The sequence below is a fragment of the Planifilum fimeticola genome (assembly GCF_003001905.1).
GTDB lineage: Bacteria > Bacillota > Bacilli > Thermoactinomycetales > DSM-44946 > Planifilum > Planifilum fimeticola.
The window spans coordinates 230524-250548 of record NZ_PVNE01000001.1 but is presented as its reverse complement, the minus strand read 5'-3'; the positions used below and the strand labels follow the sequence as shown (position 1 = coordinate 250548).

Annotated in this window: 16 protein-coding genes, 1 pseudogene and 1 riboswitch; of the genes and pseudogenes, 9 read left to right on the top strand and 8 right to left on the bottom strand. The window is 57.5% G+C overall.

The window, feature by feature from the left end:
• The first annotated feature begins 90 nt into the window (after nt 1–90).
• Nucleotides 91–453: a cupin domain-containing protein gene (locus CLV97_RS01155; protein ID WP_106343675.1), complete on the top strand. Its 363-nt coding sequence runs from the start codon at nt 91–93 to the stop codon at nt 451–453.
• 152 nt (nt 454–605) lie between these two features.
• Here CLV97_RS01155 and CLV97_RS01150 read toward each other — a convergent pair whose 3' ends face one another.
• The 4 genes from CLV97_RS01150 to CLV97_RS01135 form a co-directional block, all read right to left on the bottom strand.
• Nucleotides 606–1388 (bottom strand): ABC transporter ATP-binding protein, encoded by a 783-nt coding sequence (locus tag CLV97_RS01150; protein ID WP_170070320.1) that lies wholly within the window; start codon nt 1386–1388, stop codon nt 606–608.
• A 30-nt stretch (nt 1389–1418) separates the two neighbouring features.
• A complete protein-coding gene (locus CLV97_RS01145) occupies nt 1419–2435 on the bottom strand; it encodes an ABC transporter substrate-binding protein (protein WP_106343673.1) in 1017 nt (338 codons plus the stop codon).
• Nucleotides 2436–2499: 64 nt separating this feature from the next.
• Nucleotides 2500–3288, bottom strand: a complete 789-nt coding sequence (locus tag CLV97_RS01140) for an ABC transporter permease (protein ID WP_245891306.1) — start codon at nt 3286–3288, stop codon at nt 2500–2502.
• 5 nt (nt 3289–3293) lie between these two features.
• Nucleotides 3294–3590 carry an MTH1187 family thiamine-binding protein gene (locus CLV97_RS01135; protein ID WP_106343672.1) on the bottom strand — a complete coding sequence of 99 codons (297 nt, stop codon included), beginning with the start codon at nt 3588–3590 and terminating at the stop codon, nt 3294–3296.
• An 82-nt stretch (nt 3591–3672) separates the two neighbouring features.
• Nucleotides 3673–3785, bottom strand: a riboswitch (TPP riboswitch).
• A 266-nt stretch (nt 3786–4051) separates the two neighbouring features.
• Here CLV97_RS01135 and CLV97_RS01125 point away from each other — a divergent pair.
• Both CLV97_RS01125 and CLV97_RS01120 read left to right on the top strand, forming a co-directional pair.
• Complete coding sequence (locus tag CLV97_RS01125) at nt 4052–4864, top strand: hypothetical protein (protein ID WP_106343670.1); 813 nt, start codon at nt 4052–4054, stop codon at nt 4862–4864.
• Between the two features lie 129 nt (nt 4865–4993).
• Nucleotides 4994–5344: pseudogene (locus CLV97_RS01120) on the top strand (helix-turn-helix domain-containing protein); the annotation flags it as partial.
• A 119-nt stretch (nt 5345–5463) separates the two neighbouring features.
• Here CLV97_RS01120 and CLV97_RS01115 read toward each other — a convergent pair.
• Complete coding sequence (locus CLV97_RS01115) at nt 5464–7503, bottom strand: glycosyltransferase (protein WP_106343668.1); 2040 nt, start codon at nt 7501–7503, stop codon at nt 5464–5466.
• A 364-nt stretch (nt 7504–7867) separates the two neighbouring features.
• On the opposite strand from CLV97_RS01115, the gene CLV97_RS01110 reads away from it, so the two are divergent.
• Entirely contained in the window at nt 7868–9943 is a 2076-nt protein-coding gene (locus CLV97_RS01110) for a cell wall-binding repeat-containing protein (RefSeq protein ID WP_170070319.1), read from the top strand.
• A gap of 286 nt (nt 9944–10229) precedes the next feature.
• A complete protein-coding gene (locus CLV97_RS01105; RefSeq protein ID WP_106343666.1) occupies nt 10230–10823 on the top strand; it encodes a DUF4145 domain-containing protein in 594 nt (197 codons plus the stop codon).
• A 370-nt stretch (nt 10824–11193) separates the two neighbouring features.
• Here the strand turns inward: CLV97_RS01105 and CLV97_RS01095 are convergent, their stop codons facing one another.
• Together CLV97_RS01095 and CLV97_RS01090 are read right to left on the bottom strand one after the other, a co-directional pair.
• Entirely contained in the window at nt 11194–13413 is a 2220-nt protein-coding gene (locus CLV97_RS01095) for a transglycosylase domain-containing protein (protein ID WP_245891315.1), read from the bottom strand.
• Nucleotides 13414–13779: 366 nt separating this feature from the next.
• Entirely contained in the window at nt 13780–14838 is a 1059-nt protein-coding gene (locus CLV97_RS01090; protein ID WP_106343751.1) for an isocitrate/isopropylmalate family dehydrogenase, read from the bottom strand.
• 227 nt (nt 14839–15065) lie between these two features.
• Between CLV97_RS01090 and CLV97_RS01085 the strand changes: the two genes are divergently transcribed.
• Both CLV97_RS01085 and nagZ read left to right on the top strand, forming a co-directional pair.
• Nucleotides 15066–16622: a multicopper oxidase family protein gene (locus tag CLV97_RS01085; RefSeq protein WP_106343750.1), complete on the top strand. Its 1557-nt coding sequence runs from the start codon at nt 15066–15068 to the stop codon at nt 16620–16622.
• Nucleotides 16623–16848: 226 nt separating this feature from the next.
• Entirely contained in the window at nt 16849–18627 is a 1779-nt protein-coding gene (nagZ, locus tag CLV97_RS01080; protein ID WP_245891304.1) for a beta-N-acetylhexosaminidase, read from the top strand.
• A 113-nt stretch (nt 18628–18740) separates the two neighbouring features.
• Here the strand turns inward: nagZ and CLV97_RS01075 are convergent, their stop codons facing one another.
• Complete coding sequence (locus CLV97_RS01075) at nt 18741–18947, bottom strand: hypothetical protein (protein WP_146130377.1); 207 nt, start codon at nt 18945–18947, stop codon at nt 18741–18743.
• Between the two features lie 174 nt (nt 18948–19121).
• Between CLV97_RS01075 and CLV97_RS01070 the strand changes: the two genes are divergently transcribed.
• Nucleotides 19122–19550: an EamA family transporter gene (locus tag CLV97_RS01070; protein WP_106343662.1), complete on the top strand. Its 429-nt coding sequence runs from the start codon at nt 19122–19124 to the stop codon at nt 19548–19550.
• An 18-nt stretch (nt 19551–19568) separates the two neighbouring features.
• Nucleotides 19569–19925 (top strand): bacillithiol system redox-active protein YtxJ, encoded by a 357-nt coding sequence (ytxJ, locus tag CLV97_RS01065; RefSeq protein ID WP_106343661.1) that lies wholly within the window; start codon nt 19569–19571, stop codon nt 19923–19925.
• Nucleotides 19926–20025: the final 100 nt, after the last annotated feature.

The following is a 20025-nucleotide window of genomic DNA, read 5'->3' as shown; positions in this document are numbered from 1 at the left end:
TTTATAGAGCCGCCGTCGGATTGGGACCGATGGGCGTCGACTCAAGCCCGATGGGCGGGTTGGCGCATGAGGGGTTTTGGAGGTGTTTCCATGCGGTTTTTTCGTTTCGATGCGGAAGTCCGGCGCATGATTGAACGGTTCGGAAGCCGGAAGGTGGGGGTTTCGCGAATTGTTCGCTCGGAGGGGCTCTTCCAGGCGGGGTGTATGCATTTTGATCCGGGCGGTGTCATCGGTTTTCATCCGGCCGGGGTGAATCAGCTGTTTCTGGTGGTGTCGGGAAGCGGGTGGGTGCGTGACGAGACCGACAGGGTTCCGATCCGCGCGGGGGAGGCGGTTTTTTGGGAGGCGGGTGAAGGACACGAGTCGGGAACGGAGACGGGCATGACCGCCATCGTCATCGAAGGCCCCGGTCTGAATCCGGACGAATGGATGCCGCCCTTGAAAGACCGGTAAAACAGTGGATGGGTGGCCGGAGGGGCGTGCCGCTCCGTTTCGTTGCAATGGCAAAGGCACTCTCGGCACACCCCCTCCGGCGGTTTTCTTTTTTCCAACTCAAAGAAAAGAGCCGGAGAGGGCTCTCCGGCTTCGGAATAACCTGCTTTCGATTACAACTGGGTTCCCGGGTTGTCCGCCGCTTCCTCCTCGTGCAACAGGCGCCACAGCCGCTCTTTGCACCGGAGGAAGGGTTCCTGGGTGACCATCCGGCGGGAGCGGGGGCGGGGGAGATCGACGGTGAGGATCTCTTTCACGCGGGCGGGCCGGGGGGTGAAAACGTAGATCCGGTCCGACAGGTATATCGCCTCGTCGATGCTGTGGGTGATCATGCCGATGGTGTGGCCGAACCGGTCGCGGATGCCGAGCAGCCAGTCCTGCATCTGTTCCCGGGTCAGGGCGTCCAAGGAACCGAAGGGTTCATCCAAAAGCCAGAGGTCCCGCCCGGTCACCGCCGTCCGCAGGAGGGCGGCCCGCTGCCGCATGCCTCCGGAGAGGCGGGAGGGGTACTCATCGGCGAAATCCGTCAGACCGAAGACGGGCAGGAGCTCCCGGGCCTTTTCCCGGGCCTTCCGGCGGGAAAGCCCCCGCACCTCGGCGCCGAGGATGGCGTTGTCCAGCACGGTCCGCCACGGAAGCAGGCAATCCTTCTGCATCATGTAGCTGACGTGGCCGGTGCGGCCGGTTACTTCCTTCCCGTCCAGGGCGACGCTGCCCCGGTCCGGCACCTCCAGCCCGCTCAGAATGTTGAAGATCGTGCTCTTGCCGCAGCCGCTGGGACCGATCAGAGAGACGAATTCCCCGGACCGGATTTCCAGGTCGATCCCTTGAAGGACGGGAAGGTTTCCCGCAGGAATGCGATAGGTTTTATGAATTTCGCGAAGGCGCACTTTCATCGCATTTTCCCCCATCGTCGAGCATCACCTTCATTGGGGCAGGTATTCATTCGTGAAGGCCTTGGACGGGTCGATCTTCTTCTCGATCAGTTTGTGTTTCCACATCCAGTCGGTGAAACCGACCCATACTTCTTCCTTTTGCACCCCCCAGGATGGCGCGTCGGCCCGGTACTGCTTGCTGATCCATTGCTGCGATTTCCGGACCAATTCGGGATCCGATTCGGGGACGGCCTCGATCAGGATGTCGGCCGCTTCTTTGGGATGGTCGATGGCAAATTCGTATCCCTTTTTCACTGCCGAAAGGAATTTCTTGATGGTATCCGGGTCTTTCCGGATCATCTCTTCGTTGGTGATGATTGTCGGCGTGTAAAAGTCGAGAACGGGGTCCAGATCCTTCAGGTAGATGACGTCCAGGGATACTTTCCTGAGTTCCGCCTCAATGCCCGTCCAACCGTAGTAGATCCAGGAAAAGTCGATATCCCGCTTGATCGCGGTGAAGAAATCGGCCTGGCCGATGTTGACGATGCGCACTTTGTCCTCCACGTTTTTGGTCTTTACACCGTCCAGCTCAAGGACCGTTTGGATGAAGGCGTTTTCGATCGGCGTTCCCCATCCTCCGTAGGTTTTGCCGACGAAATCCTTGGGCGAGCGGATCTTTTTCTCCTTGGGGGCGGCGAATCCCGAGGTGTTGTGCTGGAGGACGGCCGCGACCGACACGACGGGAACTCCCTGGGCCCGGGCCTGGGTCACATATTCCTGGGAGCTGATGCCGAAGGGAGCCTTGCCGGCACCCACCAGTTCGTTGGCCGAGGTTTCACCCGGGGTGACGATCTCCACTTCCAGTCCCTCTTCGGCAAAATAGCCCTTGTTCTGGGCGACGTACAGGCCCGTGTGGTTCGTGTTGGGCAGCCAGTCCAGCATGATGGTGACTTTCTTTTTGCCTTCGGACGAGGTATTGTCGTCGGACGGCCGGCCGCACGCCGACAGGACCAACGTGAGAACCAGCAGAAGAATGGATGCGATGCGGATGCTTTTCCATCGTTTCATCGGTGAATAGCGCGCTTTTCGGCAGTAGAGCCGGAGAAGCCGCTTTTCCCCCCTTTTGCAGAAGTTATTTCGACGGTTCCTTGTCCCGGCTTTGTTTCCAGGGAACCGCCATCCGTTCCAACAGGCGGATCAGGAAAAACAGGAGCCAGGTCCAGAACGTGATGGCCAAGATGGCCACGAAGACCCGGTCCGCGGCGAAGGAGTGCTGCGCCCGGACCAGAAAGACGCCCAGGCCGACATTGGCCCCCAGCCACTCGGCGATCACCGCCCCGAGGACGCTGTAGGTGGCGGCGATTTTCATCCCCGAAAAAAAGGCGGGCAGGGCGTGAGGGAAGCGGACCATGCGGAAGATCTGCCAGGAATTGGCCCCCATGGACCGGAGCAGACGAACCATGTCCGGATCCGCCGAGCGAAGCCCGTCCGCCGTGCTGACGACCACCGGGAAAAAGGTGACCAGGGCGACGATCAAGACCTTGGGCAGCAGGTCGTAACCGAACCAGAGGATGAAAAGCGGAGCGACGGCGATGATCGGCACGGTCTGGGTACCGACCAGGAGAGGATAAAGGGCCCTCTTCAGCCAAGGGGAGAGCTCCATCACCATCGCCAGCAGCCACCCGGCGGCGATTCCCGCCGCAAAGCCGAGGGCCGCCTCCTTCAGCGTCGGCCCCGTGTGGCGAAGGACGAGGGGCATGTCCGCCGCCAGGGTGCGCAGGATGTCGCTCGGGGCGGGAAGGAGCCATTTTTCCACGCCGGTGAGCCGGACGCCTCCCTCCCACAGGGCCAGCAGGAAAAGGAGAATCGATACCGGCGGTCCGACCGTGCGAAGATGCTTTTGCCACTGACGGATTTGCAAGCCGGTCACCCCTTCCGGTATTTGCCCACTTTTTCATCCCAGTTGAGCCCGGAGGGTTTGTAGTCGATTTTGACGATGCTGATCACTCGATCGCTGCCCGCAGCGATCACCGCTTCCTGGGCCCGCTTCACCACGTCCATCAACACGTCGTAGTCTCCCTCCATCGTCGTCTCCAGGGGGCCCACCTCGTAGCGGACGCCCGATTCCCGGATCACATCGATCGCCTTGTCCACCAAGGCGTAAATTTCTTCGTCGGTTTTTCCCCGGGGCAAGATCTGCAAACTGACGTTGGCATTCGCCATTGGATCACCTCCCGTGCCGTAAAAAAGCCGATCCGGAACCGGATCGGCTTGAGTGCACATGCGCTCTCCACCCGTCAAAACGGATGGACGACGACAAATTCCCTGCGCTGGCATTATCCAGATCAGGTTCGTCGGGTCGGTGCCGATCCGGGCACCCTCTCAGCCGGGCTTCCCCCAGCTCCCCGCTGTATATGCGGTTTCAGCTACAACATACCACATGTCCCGAGGGTTGACAATGCGTGCGCGCATGGGGATTTTTCCCGTAACTGTCCGAAACGTCCGTCTCTACCGTCTCCCTCGAATCCTGGGGATGCGGATTGCCGTCCATTTTTCGCGGGAAATCTGGATGAACGCATTTTGCGTCATCTTCCTCCGGTCCAAGCCGACGTTTTGGGATATTTTTCCCCGAGGGGGGAACCATAATTAACCAGACGCGGCAAAGCTAAAAGGAGGGAACTTGCGTGATCCATCGGCAAGGGTTGATCGGAGCGGCGGCGGTGTTGGTGGCGCTGGCGGGGGCTGTGTTAAGCGTCGAAACCTGGGCGGCGAAGGATACGGGGGGAGCTGCCGCATATCGTGAAACCCGTCAGGTTCAACCCCTTTCCACCCGTCCCCCCTCCGGGGAAGCGAAGCGGGACATGGAGGAGCGGATTGCGGGGTATCTGGGAATCCCCCGCGATGAGGTGGAGGCGTTGATCGACGAAGGCGTGAAGCGCTGCGACCTGTACCCCGCCGCGGTGATCGCCAAGCTGAGCGATCGGGATCTGCGATCGGTGCTGAAGGCGAAGGCGGAGAAAAAGACATGGCATACCGTGGCAAAGGATCTGGGCGTGGATGAGAGGAAATTCCGGAGCGAGATGCATCGCATCCTTCCTGCGGCGGCGAGAAAAGCCGTCTGGCTGGACCACCATCCGGAGGTGGTCTCCAGGAGTATCGCCGAGTATTTGGAGATGGACGAGAAGAAACTGGCGGCGATGATCAAAAAGGAAAAAGTGCGTCCCCGGGAATGGTTGAAAGCGGCCGTTCTGTCCAAAATCAGCGGCAAGCCGCTGGGGAAGGTGATGGCCATGAAGAAAAAGGGCAGCTGGTTGGAGGTGGCCACCGCCTTGGGCGTGTCCCGTGAGGAAGTCCGTACGGAGATGCAGCGGTTGAGGAAAATCCTGAAGAAACACGCCGAGCGGTGGGATGAAGAGCACAGGGAAACAGGGAGAGAAGCGGGGCAGATGCGGTCAAATTTGCTGAGTGAACCCCTTTTGGTTCGGGTGCCGGCGTAGCGGCACCTGTTTTTGTTGCCGGTATGTGTGTTTGAAGGGGAGCGGGCGCAGCAGGTGGTATTCCATATCCTGGTTTTGGCTAAAATTGGCAACAAGAGGATCGGAACGTAAGTTCGGATAATCCCGGGGATGGAGGTAGCAATCTTGACAATCCGTCATTCGGAGGCTGACCGGGTGGTAGACGAAGTGAGCGCATATATTCATCAACATATCCGGGAGCCGATCACCCTTCACCGATTGGCCCGGCATGCGGGATACAGCCCTTTTCATTTCACGCGAATCTTCAAGAATCGAACGGGGCTCACTCCGATGTATTACGTCTCTTCCGTACGCCTGCAAAGGGCGAAGGATTTGTTGTTGCACACCCGGCTGACTGTTCGCGACATCGCGCTGGAGATCGGACATCAAAGCCTCGGAACATTTACCACGCGGTTTACCGAACGGGTGGGCGTGACCCCGGCCCAATTTCGGAAAACAGCATCCATGATCCCCCGATCCTGATCTCTCTCCCTCTGTTGATGGCGAACTTCCTCAATCGGTTCCAAAAGAATGCACCGGGTGATCTTTCCCCGGTGCATCCCTTTTCGTTGCCGTTTTGTTCAGTTCGGCCTTATGGGCGGGATGTTCTCCAATATCCGATGTTTCCACCTTGTCAATTTCTCCCGGAAATTCGGTTTTGACGTGCGTGGCTTCGCTTCGATGCTGATATTTCCGTGGATTGTGGCATAGGGCTTCAGGAGGACATTTGAGATCTTTCTGCGTTCCGGCAGGGATACCGTCCCCTTGGGGATTCGGATAAAATGGTGCTGGTTCCGAATGGAACAGCTCACGTACATGTCCCACGTTCCTTCCCTGGTGAAGGGATGTACGGAGAATTCGCCCCGAAAGGAGAAGGTGTTTGCGTTTAGCCGCTCCGTTGACAGCGGGAAGTATTCATCCACCAGCACCGACCGTTCCCGAATATACAAGGACAAGGAAGGTTCTTCCCGAAGATCCTGTTTAAAGGTCAGGGACCCGGCAATATGGATGTCGCTGGGACCGTTCCATTCCATTTGGTCGACAGTGCAAATCGGTTTCTTCACCCGGACCCTTTGCTCGCTCTGCCTGAGAGCCGATTCGTAGACTTGCATCCATTCATCCACATATCGTTCTTCACTGAGGATCTCCGGGGTTTTCCTGGCCTCCTGCCCCAGGGCTTCTCTCAGTTCCGGTTCGGTGAACAGTTTTACCATGGCATCGGCCAACTCGCCGATATCGTGGGGTTTCACCAGAAGCCCGTCCACTCCGTTGCGAATCATCGCCCTGGGACCGTAATTCACTTCGTAAGCGATCACGGGGGTGCCGACCATCTTGCTCTCGATGATGGTGAGCGGAAAGGCCTCCTCGGAGGAGGGCAATACGGAAAAGGCCGCCCTTGAAAACACACCGATGGCGTCTTGCGTGATGCCGCAAACTTTGACGTGTTGCTCCAGTTCCAAATCCCGGATCAGCTTTTGATAGTTTTTTTCCTCTGCTCCATAACCCCAAATTTCCAATTTTGCTTGCGGAACCTTTTTCACAACCCGTTTGAAAGCCCGAATGGCGTGATCCACGTTTTTCAGCTCAACAAATCTTCCCACGTAAACGCAGGTGAAAGGATCCCTCTCCACGTCCGGCCTCGGTTGAATCCTGGGGGCGCAATGGGGAACGACGTGGAAGGTGGATCGAGGGCCGAATTGCCGCTCGACATCTTTTTTCTGTAGATCGGTGGTAAAGACGACGGCATCAAACTGATCCGCTTTTTCCAAAACCGTTCCGTGGACCTCTTTTAACGGCGCGCCGTAGGTGTAGGGTTTTTGCAGATGAAGGGAGTGAAACATCTTGACTTTGACGACATGGGGATGGTCCACCTTGAGAAGAATATAATCCGTATTTTTCTTCGAAACATCCGTTTGAAAGATCGCCTTCGGATGCCGATCGGCGATTTTGTGAAGCCAATGGAGCTTCAACGTCCGGACGTTCGGGAAGGTGTTGATGAGGGTCCCGTCCCGGTCGAACCAGTCCACCTGAATGCACTTTTTGGTTTTCGGGTTGTACCGGTACTCCAGAAAGCATCGTCCCGTCTCGTCCAGGAACCGCTTTTGTCGGGGATTGGCGGTATCCCGGTCATACTCAACGATCTGCCTGACGCGCCCTTTCATGTCGAAGTGTTCGCGGCGGACGAGAACCCGGTTTTCATCGAAGTGGTCGGTGAAGTTCAACCGCCCGTCGTCATCGTACTCTTTATATTTGACGAGCGTGCCGTTCCGATATAGGCGGTAACCGTTTGTCTCCGGGACGCGTTCAAGATCAAACCCTTCTTCTTCCGGGGGATGATCGATCCTTGGCGCATCGTCCGCCGTGACGGTTTGAAAATCGTCGTTTGTCTTGTGGGACAGGTATTCAAACATGTTGAGAATGGGGATCTCGGGATGGAGGAGGTTTAAGCGGATCATTTCGCTGCGAATAAAGTCATAGTCGGGATCGAAGTTCAGGGTGAGAATATATATTTGACAATTTCTTTTTTCGCGAAGAAGCTTGGCTCTGGCGAGCACGTTGCGGGTCCCCCCGCCTCGAATGTGGCTGATGGAGTTGAAGAGATAAAAAATCGGCTCCTTCATGTGAACTCACCCTAACATAGGGGAATTGACGCGATACGATTTTACCACATTATAGTAGGTTCGTGTGAAATCGATATATTCACACTAATAAGAAATCATTTTGATAAAAAAATTAGCACACCTTTTTCGTAAAATGATGTAAAATATTCCTGTCCTCGTTTGTGATGGACAAAATCGTTTGTTTTTCAGGGGGGTGGCCGCCAAGAAGCGATCCCATCCAGTTGTTGCGGTCTGAACTGAATCGTCAAGGGGGTTCAACATGTTTCGTCGGGGTTTGTGGACAAAATTCATTTTTTTGGGAACAATGCTTTCCTTCGCCCTTTTTGTGCCGGCATTCCCGTCTTCCTGGGCGAAGAATCCCGCCGTGAAAATCTTGGCCGAGGAGGTTCGGCACGAGCAGCCGGATGAGTTTGCCCAAGGAGATCTTGAGAACTTGGCAGTCCGTGCCGAGGGAAAACAAGCGGAACTGTCGGTGGAGTCGGGGAAAACGTCGGGGGTTTACGTTTCGCCGGTCATCAAATCCCGCATCGTTTTCACCGATGTCGGTGTCCATTGGAAGGACCGTTCCTCCTTCAAAAAGTGGGGAAAGCCCAACGAGTTGATCGAAATCGCGATTCGCACTTCCCGGGACGGCAAGACGTGGTCTTCCTGGAAAGTGGTCGAAGTCGATGAAATCGAAGGGCCGGACCACCGGAAAAGCGAGGAAACCTTCTCGAAACTGATCTACGGGGATCGGGGAAGGTACATCCAATACCGCATTGAAATGGATACCGACGGATCGAAAAAGCCGCGAATCCGAGATTTCAAGCTGACGCTGATCAACTCGGAAGACGGCGGCAAGGTGGAGACGATGACTTCTTTGGCCGACATTCTCTTCAAGAGGGCAAAGGCGGCCTTCCTGGATAAACCCGAAGTGGTCAGCCGTGCCGAGTGGGGAGCGGATGAATCGCTTCGCTACAATTCGGACGGTACGGAAAAGTGGCCGCGGGAGTATGATCAAGTCACCCATCTCGTCGTCCACCACACCGACACGCCTGTGAACGATCCCGATCCGGCCGCCCGCGTCCGTTCCATCTACTATTACCACACGGTGACGCGGAATTACGGCGACATCGGCTATAATGCGATCATCGGCAGCGATGGGCGGATCTACGAGGGGCGCAAGGGAGAGGACGGCGATGTGCTGACGCCGGGAGTGGTTGGCGCACACGCTTACTCGTTTAACTACGGCTCCTTCGGGGTTGCCGTGATGGGCACCTACGAGTCGACCGCCTTGCCCGACTCCCTGCGCGAGAAATTGATTCAATTGCTGGCTTACCAGGCCGATCTTCACGGGATCGATCCCCTGGGCAAGGCCGACTTTGTCCGGGATTACGAATACAATGATCCCAATGTGCCTCCGGTGGATAAAAACGTCCCCACCCTATTGGGACACGGCAATCTTCCCCGGGCCAGCACGCAATGTCCGGGCGATTACATTGTCAATCATCTGACCGGCCTTCGCTCGGACGTCGGCGCGGCGATGAGGATGAAGCGGCTCGACGGCCGCAACCGCTATGAAGTGTCCGTCGCCATCAGCAAGGAGATCGGGACATCGGCCGCCTCCGACACGGTGGTGCTCGCCCGCGGAGATATGTTTACGGATGCCCTGTCGGGAGGCCCGTTGGCGCATGCCAACCACGCACCGATCCTGTTGACCACCACGGACAAGCTGCAGGCTTCGGTCAAGGAGGAAATCAAGCGGCGCCGGCCGAAGAAGGCGATCATCCTGGGGGGTACCCTGTCCGTGTCCACCTATGTGGAGGAAGAGCTGCGGTCACTCGGCGTCCAGACCATCAAGCGGATCGACGGCCGCAACCGGTATGCGGTGTCTGCGGGGGTGGCCGAACAGTTGGCGGGGGTCCGCACAACGGACACGGCCTTTGTGGTAAGCGGTCAGACGTATCCGGATGCCCTCTCGGCATCCAGCATCGCCGCCCAGAAAGGATCCCCCATCTTGATGGTGACGACCGATTCGGTGCCTTCTTCGATCGAATCCTTCATAAAAGGGCATCCCGAGATCAAGAAATTTATTATCGTGGGCGGTCCGCTCACCGTTTCCGACAATGTGAAGTCCCAGCTGTCCAAATATGGAACGGTGACCCGGATCAGCGGTTCGAACCGCTATGATGTGAATGTCAATGTGGTGAAGCACTTCAACATGAGCCTCAATACGGTGGTGTTCGCCCGCGGAGATATGTTTACGGATGCCCTTTCGGGAGGTCCGTTGGCCGCCCTGTCCAAGGGTCCGCTCCTCCTGACCAAACCCGAGGAGCTGCATCCCAAGGTGAATGACCTTTTGAAGGAACGCCCCGGAGAGATGAAGCGGGCTTATCTCCTCGGAGGCACCAAATCGATCTCGACCAAGACGGAAAAACAGATTCGCAACTATTTGAAGTAACACCGGGATACCGGCTGGAACGGCCTGAATATCCCATTTAACGGCTTCTGTATTCTACAGAGGCCGTTTCCTTTGCGCCGGAATAGGGATGACCCCTTTTCCGAAGGGGAAATCTTCTTTTCCGGCGGGGTGCGGGTTTTCCGATCGGCTGGGGAGTGGAGACGGGATGGACGGAGGAGATGAGAGGATGGACCGCCCGGTTGGGATTTTATTTCACAAAAGGGCAATAGAGTTTTTGCTTCGGTGTTCTCTCGCGCTAAACTAATAGAAAGGGAGGTGTCTATGGATGAGGGGAGCCTATTATCCGCCGGTCTTTCAGTCGAAGCGGTTTCATTGCATGTTCTGCAGCGTGCTTGCCGAGCAAAACTGGTTCAGCATCAATGCAAAGAATCGGTTGTGGCGGTGCGTTTGCCACCATTGCAAAAACGAGTCGGTCTGGATGGAGATCAACAAGGGTGAAGGACGCATTTTGCACCCGGACATTCTCCAGGGTCCGCCCCCTCACGAAGAAATGCCGGAGGGCGTGAAGGAGGACTACGTGGAGGCGTTGTCGATTGTTTCCAAGTCTCCTCGTGGAGCTTCGGCATTGCTCCGACTGGCCTTGAAGAAACTGATGAAAGAGTTGGGTGAATCGGGGAAAAACATGGACGAGGACATCGCTTCACTGGTGGAAAAGGGATTGCCGGCGGTGGTGCGGCAAGCATTGGAGCACTACCGGGTGATCGGAACTGAATCGGCTGTCCCGGGACAACTGGATTCGAGGGATGACCGGGAGACGGCGATGCAACTATTTGAACTGATCAATTTTATCGTGGAAGACCGAATCACGCGCACGAAGAAGATCGAGGCAATTTCTCAGCTTCTCCCCAATCGCGTTTAGGGGAAGCAACCGTCGAATGTCGGAGGATGTCCTGGATCCGGGTTATAATTCGGTGTTTCATTTTGGATACCGGTTTGATCCGGGAAAAGGGTGGAGGGTTTTTTGGAAGGGGACTGGACTCGGATGCCGGCGTGATATCGGCCTGGCGGTTTGGGCCGAAGCGGCGGCATTGGAGAAAACTGAAGCAAAAAAAGAAGGCCCGCATTGGGGGCCGGATGATCGGATGGGACCGATTTGCAGCGCCCACCGCCAGGGAGCAGCGGGAAAATCGGTCCCTTCTTGTATGCGAGGGCGGTTTCCGACGGCGGTGAAGCGTTTTTCCTTTTCAGGCCTTTACGGGCGGGCGGGGATGCATCCCCGCCGTTTCTCCTCAGTTTTCCCCAATGCCGTTTCCACTGCCGCCTCCGGTGTTTCCGCCGCCATCTCCGCCGCCGGTTTCGCCGCCGCTGCCGCCGCCATTTCCGCTGCCACCGGGATTCCCGCCACCGGTTTCGCCGCCGCCATTTCCGCCGCCACCGGGGTTCCCGCCGCCTTCACCGTTGTTACCGCCGGTGTCGGGCGGCTGGGGCGTGTCGTCACCGCCGTTTTTTCCGTTGCCGGGGTTCGGCGGTTTGGGATTGGTATCGGGCGGTTGCGTGCCCGGGCCGGGGGTGGGGGATTTTTCCGGTCCCGGATCCCAGGACGGCCCGTCGGTGTCGGGAATGGAGGGCCCGTCATGGGTGGATTTCGGTCCTTCGAAGGACTTCGGCTTGAGCCCGGCATGGATCTCCGCCATCACCTTGTGGAAGATCCGTGCCGGATAATCGCCGCCGCTCAATCGGACCCGGCTGCCCTTGTCGTTGTAGACCATGGTGGCCATGACGTAGCGCGGGGTGTAGCCGACGAACCAAGCTTCCTTGTAGTTCTGAGTCGTTCCCGTCTTTCCGGCCACTTCCCAGCCGGGGATCCGGGCGTTCTGCCCCGTTCCTCCCTCGACGACAAACTTCAGGATCTTGGTCATCATACGAGCCGTCTGCGGACTGAATACCTTCCGCTGTTTCGGCTCCTTTTTCGGTTTCACCTCGTCCCCGTCCCAGGCTTCAATCTTGCGGATCGTGTGGGGCTCGATGATCTTTCCGTCGTTGGCGAAAGCGCTGTATGCTTCCGCCATCTGAACGGTGTTGACTCCCTCGGTGAGTCCGCCCAAGGCGAGGGGAGCCAGGTAGCGGTCCTCTTTTTTGATGGGGAGTCCCATCTTTTTGGCGTATTCCGCTCCGGTCTTCACCCCGACCACTTCATGCAGCAGGCGGACGGTGGCGGCGTTCAGGGATTTGGCGGCCACCGTCCGAAGGGGGACGTACCCCGAGTAGGTTCTCGAGTAGTTTTGGGGCGACCAGCCGTTGACGGTGATCGGCGCGTCCAGGACGCGGGTATATTCCGTGTATCCTTTTTCCTCGACGGCGGGAGCATACACGCTGATCGGCTTGATGGAGGAGCCCGGCTGTTTCGGCAGCAAGGCCCGGTTCAGGTATCCGCTCAGATAGTTGCGGCCGCCGCCGACGGCGACGATTTCGCCGTTTTTCGGGTCAATGATTGTCGCTCCGGCGTCCAGGCCGGAATGAGCCTTGAGGAGAGGATCGTTTTTCAGCGTGTTTTCCAGGGTTTTTTGGGCGGAGGGAATCAAACCGGTGTAGATTTTGTAAGCGCCGCTGGTCAGTTCCTGTTCGTCCATGCCGTAGCGTTCGGCCGCTTCGTCGATGACCATGTCCACGTAGGCGGCGTACTGGTTGTTCTTTTTGTATTTGGAGAGATACTTCCGGTTGACTCCCAGTCCCTTTTTCTGGTACTTTTTATTTTCCGCTTTGCTGATGAGTCCGGTCTCTTCCATCACGTCGAGGATGGTATCCCGGCGATCCTTTGCCTTTTTGGGATGCAGGTAGGGGTTGTAAGATCCCGGTGCCTTGGGGAGACCGGCCAAGAGGGCGATTTCGTGGGGTTCCAGCTCCTCTTTGGTGATGTCCTTGTCGAAATAGATCTTGGCGGCCATTTTGACGCCGCGGACCTGGTTTCCGAGGTAGATGTAATTGAGGTAGGCTTCGAGGATTTCGTCCTTGGTGTATCGGCGTTCCAGGTTCCAGGCGATCAGCGACTCCTTGATTTTCCGGCTCAGTTCTTTGTCCCGGTCTTGCAGGATGGTGTTTCGGGCGACCTGCATGGTGATGGTCCCGCCGCCCTCCACCGCGCCCATGGCAAGGAGGTTGCGAACCGTCGCCCGCCCGATGCTCTTCCAATCCACGCCGTTATGGCTGTAAAAGCGTCGGTCTTCGACGGCGACAAAGGTTTGGATCAACAGATCGGATTTGATATCGTCCAGCTTGACGTATTCAAAGTGGGTGTCGCCGAGTTGGACCACTTTTTTATTATTCTTGTCGTACAAGGTGGAGGCGAAGTTCATCTTTTTCATCGATTCCAAATCGTAGACGCCGCCGGTCAGGAAGACGGCGGAACAGCCTCCGGCAATCAGGAGCAAGGTGGTGGTCAAAACGAGGATCCACCACTTTTTCCCCATGCTTTTCCGCCACAATTTCCACATCAACTGGAGTTTTCTCATCCGCAAATGGCTCCCCCCCTTTCGGTTCCCCATACCCCCATATCTTTCTGTTCGCAGGCGGCGGTGGATGCTGCCCCTGCCGGACAACAAAACCCATGCGTTGCTGCGACACGCATGGGCTTTGCGCTCATACCATCCTGAACTCCAACCATCATCCATTGTATGTGGTTGGGGAGGATTTCATCACAAAGCGGGCGTTTGAGAAATTCGTTTGTTATAGAGCATCTATGCAAAGGTTCCATACGTTGCAACGACAAGGAGCAATAGCGAAAAGCTGTTCCCCAACGGTTTCCGACAAAGGCCGAACGCTCCCTAATTGTTAATTCTACCCAAAATCTGGCGAAAAGCAAGGGTATATAAAAGGTTTTAATACCCCTGCAGGGTGGTCCAGACTTCCAGTTTGGTTTGCACCTTGCGGATCACCTCATCGGTGAACTCGGTGGTGGTGGCGCTGCCTCCCAGGTCAGCGGTCCGCGTTCCCTCGCGGACGGCCTCGATGGTCGATTCATAGATGGCCCGGGATGCGGCCGATGCCTGGGGATCGTTGAAATAGGTGAGCAGGGAGGCCGCCGCCAGGATCATCGCCATCGGATTGGCGATGTTCTTGCCGAAGAGGGTCGGCGCCGTTCCGTGCGGGGCTTCGGCCATCACCACCTGCGGGTTGAAATCTTCGTCGAAGCTGAGCAGGATCGATTCGGCGCCTGCAATCGATCCGAACAACTGCAGGACCAGATCGCTCAGGCAGTCCCCATCCCGGTTGAGGGCGGGGATCACCATCGGTTCGCCCGAACTGTTGAGGAGAAGGGCGTAGGTGGCATCGATCAACTGGGGTTCGTAGGGTACCTCGGGATACCTTTTGCTGGCGGCATCCATTTCTTCCTTCAACATGCCTTCGTAGACGGGGCTGACGGTAAATTTGGGGCCGCCGAACACCTTGGCGTTCATCCGCTTGGCGTGGCGGAAGGCGAATTCCGCGACGGCGCGGCAGGTTTTTCGGTCGATCCGCTCCGTACGGAACGCCACCTCCTCCACTCCTTCTCCCTCGCGCCACTCCTCCGCGCCGTAGGCGTCACCCACCGCCATCCGGATGACGGAAATGGGCGCGTAGGTGCCGGCCACCGGTCGCACCCCGGGAATCCGCCGTCCGGTGCGGACGATCACCTTGCCGTCGATCTCCCGACGCAGGATGGCGTTGGGGCTGCCCACGTCCCCTTTCTCCTCCGGCGTGATGGTGGCCGCCTTGAGGCCGAAGCCGGCTTCCTTCATCGCCTTTGCCGCTTCGTAGACCACCTGGTTCTTGGTTTTGCGCCGGTTTTCCAGGCTTAGGTCGAAGGGTTTAAAGTCGATTTCAAAACGGATGACATCGGGATGAAGCACCCGAAGGGCCTCCTCCAGGAGCTCCTGCCCGGTTTGGTCACCTTTCATCACCACTACGGTTTTTTTCTCTGCCAACGTCAATCACCTCAACTACTAATGCTACCCCCAAACAGTGACGGGAATCAAGCAAAACTGTTCGGTGACGATCGCTCATCGCGGCCTCTTTTCTTCCCGGGCAACTGTCCAATTTTTTCCGCATGGTTTCGTGTCCGTTTCTCCGAGGACGAATGACGAATGAATTGGAAGGAGAAACGATGCGGAAAGGAGCCGCTGGAATGAGGTTGAAAAGACGCTTGACGCCCTTTGTCGATCCGCTGCCTATTCCGGGGGTCTTAAAACCGATTTCCAGAAAACCGCGCTTTACCTTTTATGTGGTTCGCATGATGGAAACCTTCCAAAAGCTGCATCGCGATCTCCCCCCCACCCGGATCTGGGGGTATGAGGGGAAATATCCGGGACCGACCATCGAAGTGTGGAGGAACGAACCGGTCCGGGTGCTTTGGTTGAACCAACTTCCCAAAAGGCATTTTCTCCCGGTGGATCAAACCATTCACGGAGCTCGTGGAAACCCGGAAGTCAGGACGGTGGTCCATGCCCACGGGGTGGTGTCCCCTCCGGACAGCGACGGCCATCCCGATGCCTGGTTTACCCGCGGTTTCAGGGAGACAGGGCCCTTTTTCCAGAGGAGGATTTACCGGTATCCCAACACCCAGCGGGCGGCGACCCTCTGGTATCACGATCACGCCCTCGGAATCACGCGGCTCAACATTTATGCCGGCCTGGCGGGATTTTATTTGATCCGCGACGGCGAGGAGCTGTCACTCAATCTCCCCAGGGGCAAATTTGAAATTCCCCTGCTCATTCAGGATCGTTCCTTTAACCGGGACGGCTCGCTTTTTTATCCGAGAAGGCCGCAACCCGCCTCCCCCGGGCTTCCTGACCCTTCCATCGTCCCGGAATTTTTTGGCGACACGATTCTGGTGAACGGCAAGGTGTGGCCCTTTTTGAGTGTGGAACCCCGGAAATACCGGTTCCGCCTGCTGAACGGATCCAATTCCCGATTTTACACGTTGCGTCTCAGCTCCGGTCAGCCCTTCATCCAAATCGGAACGGACGGCGGATTGATGGCGCGTCCCGTCCGGGTTCAATCGCTCACCTTGGGGCCGGCCGAGCGCGCAGATGTGATCCTCGACTTTTCCAACTTCAAAGGGAAAACCATCACGATGACCAACAGCGCCCCGGCCCCCTATCCGGACGGTGATCCCGTCAACCCGCGAACGACGGGGCTGGTCATGCAATTCCGGGTCAATCGGCCGCTGAGCTCAAGGGATACCAGCTCCATTCCCCGCCGGTTGAGCGCGCTTCCGCCTACGCCGTTGAGCCGGGTGAGAAGGGTGCGAAATCTTTCCCTGGTGGAGAGCAACGACCGTTTCGGCCGGCTGCTTTTGCTGTTGGAGAACAGGAGGTGGTCGGACCCGATCACGACCCGGCCGCGCCTGGGAAGTTTCGAACTGTGGCAGTTGATCAATACCACTCCGGATACCCATCCGATTCACATTCATGAGGTTCATTTTCGCATCCTGAACCGCCAGCCTTTTGATGTCAATCATTTCAATCGAACCGGGAAACTTCGGTTTACCGGCGCGCCCGTGCCCCCGTCACCCGATGAACGGGGCCTGAAGGATACGGTCCGCGCCAATCCCGGACAGGTGACGCGGATCATTCCGCACTTCGGGCTCACTTCCTTCACCGGGGAGTTTGTCTGGCATTGTCACATTCTTGAGCATGAGGATTGGGAAATGATGCGTCCCTACCGGATAGTGAGGGGATAACTCCGGTTGATGAGGGTGGACCGCTGAACAAAACCCATTTCCGGAAGTCGGAGGCGATTTTTCGTCGGCGACCACTGCCGGGAGTCGAGGCGGAAAATCGCCTTTGCGCTGATATTCTGTCACAACCCGCGGACGAATCCGGAGGGAGCAGGGCCCTTCCTTTTACGGCCCTGGGCGGAGAGTTATAATGGGGAACAAAGGAGAGTTTGAGAAAAGGAGTGGTTGGGTGAAGGGCGGTTTTGTCGCTCGAGGCGTGTGGGTGCTGATGGTGATCGCTCTTTTGCTCCTGACTCCGGCATCATCCCCCGGCGTGTCGGGCGACATCAACGGACCGGATCGCGACGGTTCCGACTGGGTGGAGGAGCGCATCCGGAACATGACTCTGGAGCAAAAAGTCGGCCAGATGTTCATGGTCGGCTTCGGAAACCCGGGAGATCAGCCGGCCTATGAAATCAACGATCAGATACGCACCCTGATCCAGGAAAAACATGTGGGAGGAGTCATTCTCTTCGGGAGGAACGTGGAGTCGCCGGAGCAGGTGGGGAAGCTGACCGGCGAGCTGCAGACCATGGCTTTGTCCTCCTCTTCGGGAATTCCCCTGTTTGTCGCCATCGACCAGGAGGGGGGCCCCATCATCCGGATTCGGAAAGGGGTCACCCTTTTTCCCGGGAACATGGCGCTCGGAGCCACCCGCGATCCGAACCTCGCCTATGAGGCGGGGAGGATCACGGGAATGGAGCTGAGAGCCATGGGGATCAACATGAATCTGGCTCCGGTCGTCGATTTGAACAACAACGCCCGGAACCCGGTCATCGGGGTCCGCTCCTTCGGAGAAGATCCGACGTGGGTTGCAAAAATGGCTGAAGCCAACATCCGCGGGTATCATGACGGCGCGGTTTTGACGGCGGTGAAACATTTCCCGGGGCACGGGGACACCGCCGTCGATTCCCATCTGGATCTGCCGACGATCTCCCGAGACCGAAAGCGCATGGAGGAGGCGGACCTGGTTCCATTCCGCCGGGCCATTGCCCAAGGCGCGGACGCGGTGATGTCGGCCCATGTCACCTTTCCCGCCTTCGAACCCTCGGATTTGCCGGCGACCCTGTCCCGCCGGGTGCTCACGGATTTGCTCCGGAACGAACTGGGTTTTGACGGCGTGATCATGACCGATGACATGGAGATGGGAGCGATTGCCAAGAGGTTCGGTTCGGCGAAGGCCGCCGTCCGGGCGATCCGGGCCGGGGCGGACATGGTCCTGGTCTGCCACACCCTTTCGGTGCAAAAGGAGAGCATCGAGGCGGTGACGCAAGCCGTCCGAAGCGGGGAAATATCCGAGGCGCGGATTGACCGATCGGTCCGCCGGATTTTGGAATTGAAGTCGAGGAAATTGGGATCTCAATCGATTCTCAGGAAACCGCAGACGGAGGGTGACCGGATACCGGAGAGGGTCGGCCGGAAGGATTTCGCCGAGGTCGCCCGGAAGGTTGCGCAGAGGGCGGTGACCCTCGTCCGCGATGACCAACGGCATCTTCCCCTCGATCCCCAAAAGCAGTCCCGCGTCCTGGTGCTTTCGGCGGAAGGCGCCTCTGAATTGGGAGAAGCCTTGAGGGGGCAGGGATTTGATCCGGCGGTCCGAAAAATCAGCCTGTCGCCCGGAGGGCAGGAGATCCTGGAGGCCTCCCGGATGGCCGTCGAATCGGATGCGGTGATCATCGGGACCTTCCGCGCCCAGATGCACCCGGAACAGGGAGATCTGGTTCGGGCGCTCCGGGCGACGAGAAAGCCCGTCATCGTGCTCGGGTTGGACACTCCCTACGATCCGATGTCTTTTCCCGAAGACGGCACGTATCTGGCCCTGTACAGCTCACATCCCGTCTCCCTGGAGGCGGCGGCCAAGGCCGTTGCCGGGAAGATCCCCCTCTCCGGCCGCCTTCCCGTCACCATTCCGGATATGTATCCCGCGGGACACGGACACGATCTGGAAATCCCGCAGGGGTTGGATTGAGGGGATCGACCGGCTCGCCTTCCCTTCGGAAGGTGCGGGGCCATCCTGCGGCCCGCGTCCGCGCAGGCGGATGCGGACCGTTTTTTCTGCCCGAAAAGCAGGCCGGCCCGCGCTCACAGGATCAGTTCGTAAATCACGTTTTCTCCGGATTTTGAAGCCTTGATCTTTCTTCCCTGCTGTTGATGGGACACGCACCAGCTGTACACCTTCAAAGCGGAACGCAGGACTTGAGCGTAGGAGGTGGCCTCCGTCTCTGCCTTGAGCCTTTCCAAGTCGGCGAAGGAACTGGGTGAGAATTCGATTTGAACCTTTTTGCCCACGCTTTTCCACTCCATTTCCGACGTTTTTTTATTTATATGGAACTGGATAAAAACGTGTGAAACAGGTTTGACCGTTCGGGAAAAAGGGTATGTAGCCATCCATGGCCGGCGGCATGTCTAATCGGGAGCGACGTCACATATACATGGGACAAAAAGGTCCAAATGAGGTAGAATATGAACAAAGAAATTCTGTATGCACTGCTGGCGGCCCTCAGTTTCGGGATCGCTCCCTTGTTTGAGAAGTTGGGACTTGCCCGCACGGACCCGACGGTCGCGCTGTTTATCCGGGCGTTTATCACCACGGTGTTCACCCTCGGTTTCCTGTTGGCCTCCGGGAACATCGCCGCCTTCTCGAAAACCGACCTCCGATCCGTGATCTATGTCATCCTGGGAGGCGTATTCGGCGTCCTGTTTGCCCAGTATTTCTACTTCAGGGCGCTGGAGCACGGGGAAGTGGGGCGGGTGATGCCCATTGTCGGCAGTTTTCCGGTCATCGCCTTCTTCTTTTCCGTCCTTGTTTTCGGAGAGGCGGTCACTTTCACGAAATTGGCGGGGATTGTCCTCGTGGTCGTCGGGGTCATATTGCTGGGGAACCAATCATAAGGAAAGAGGAAAGGGACTATGGAAGACGAAATTCTTCCCATCACGTCGGTTGAACAACTGGAGAACCTGCTCCGGGATCAGCGGAAACGCGGGGGTCGATTGCTGCTGTTTAAACACAGTACAGCCTGTCCCATCAGCGCTTCCGCCTTCGAGGAAGTGCGCGCCTTCTCCCGGGAAAAACCGGCGGCGCTGGAGATGGCGATGGTGTTGGTGATCGAGCACCGCGCGGTTTCCAATGCGATCGCGGACCGGTTCGGCGTGCAACACCAGTCGCCTCAGGTTCTTCTGATCGAGGGTGACCGCGTAAGATGGCATACTTCCCATTGGAACATTACCCGGGACCATTTGTTGGAGGCTGTCGCGGACAAGCCTTAGGGTGAAAATATATGGAAATTATCCGCCGGCTGTGGCCTTTTGGCCTGGGGTTGGATTACAATCGGCAACGAAAGTTTCCGACAGACTCAGGAGGTTGCAA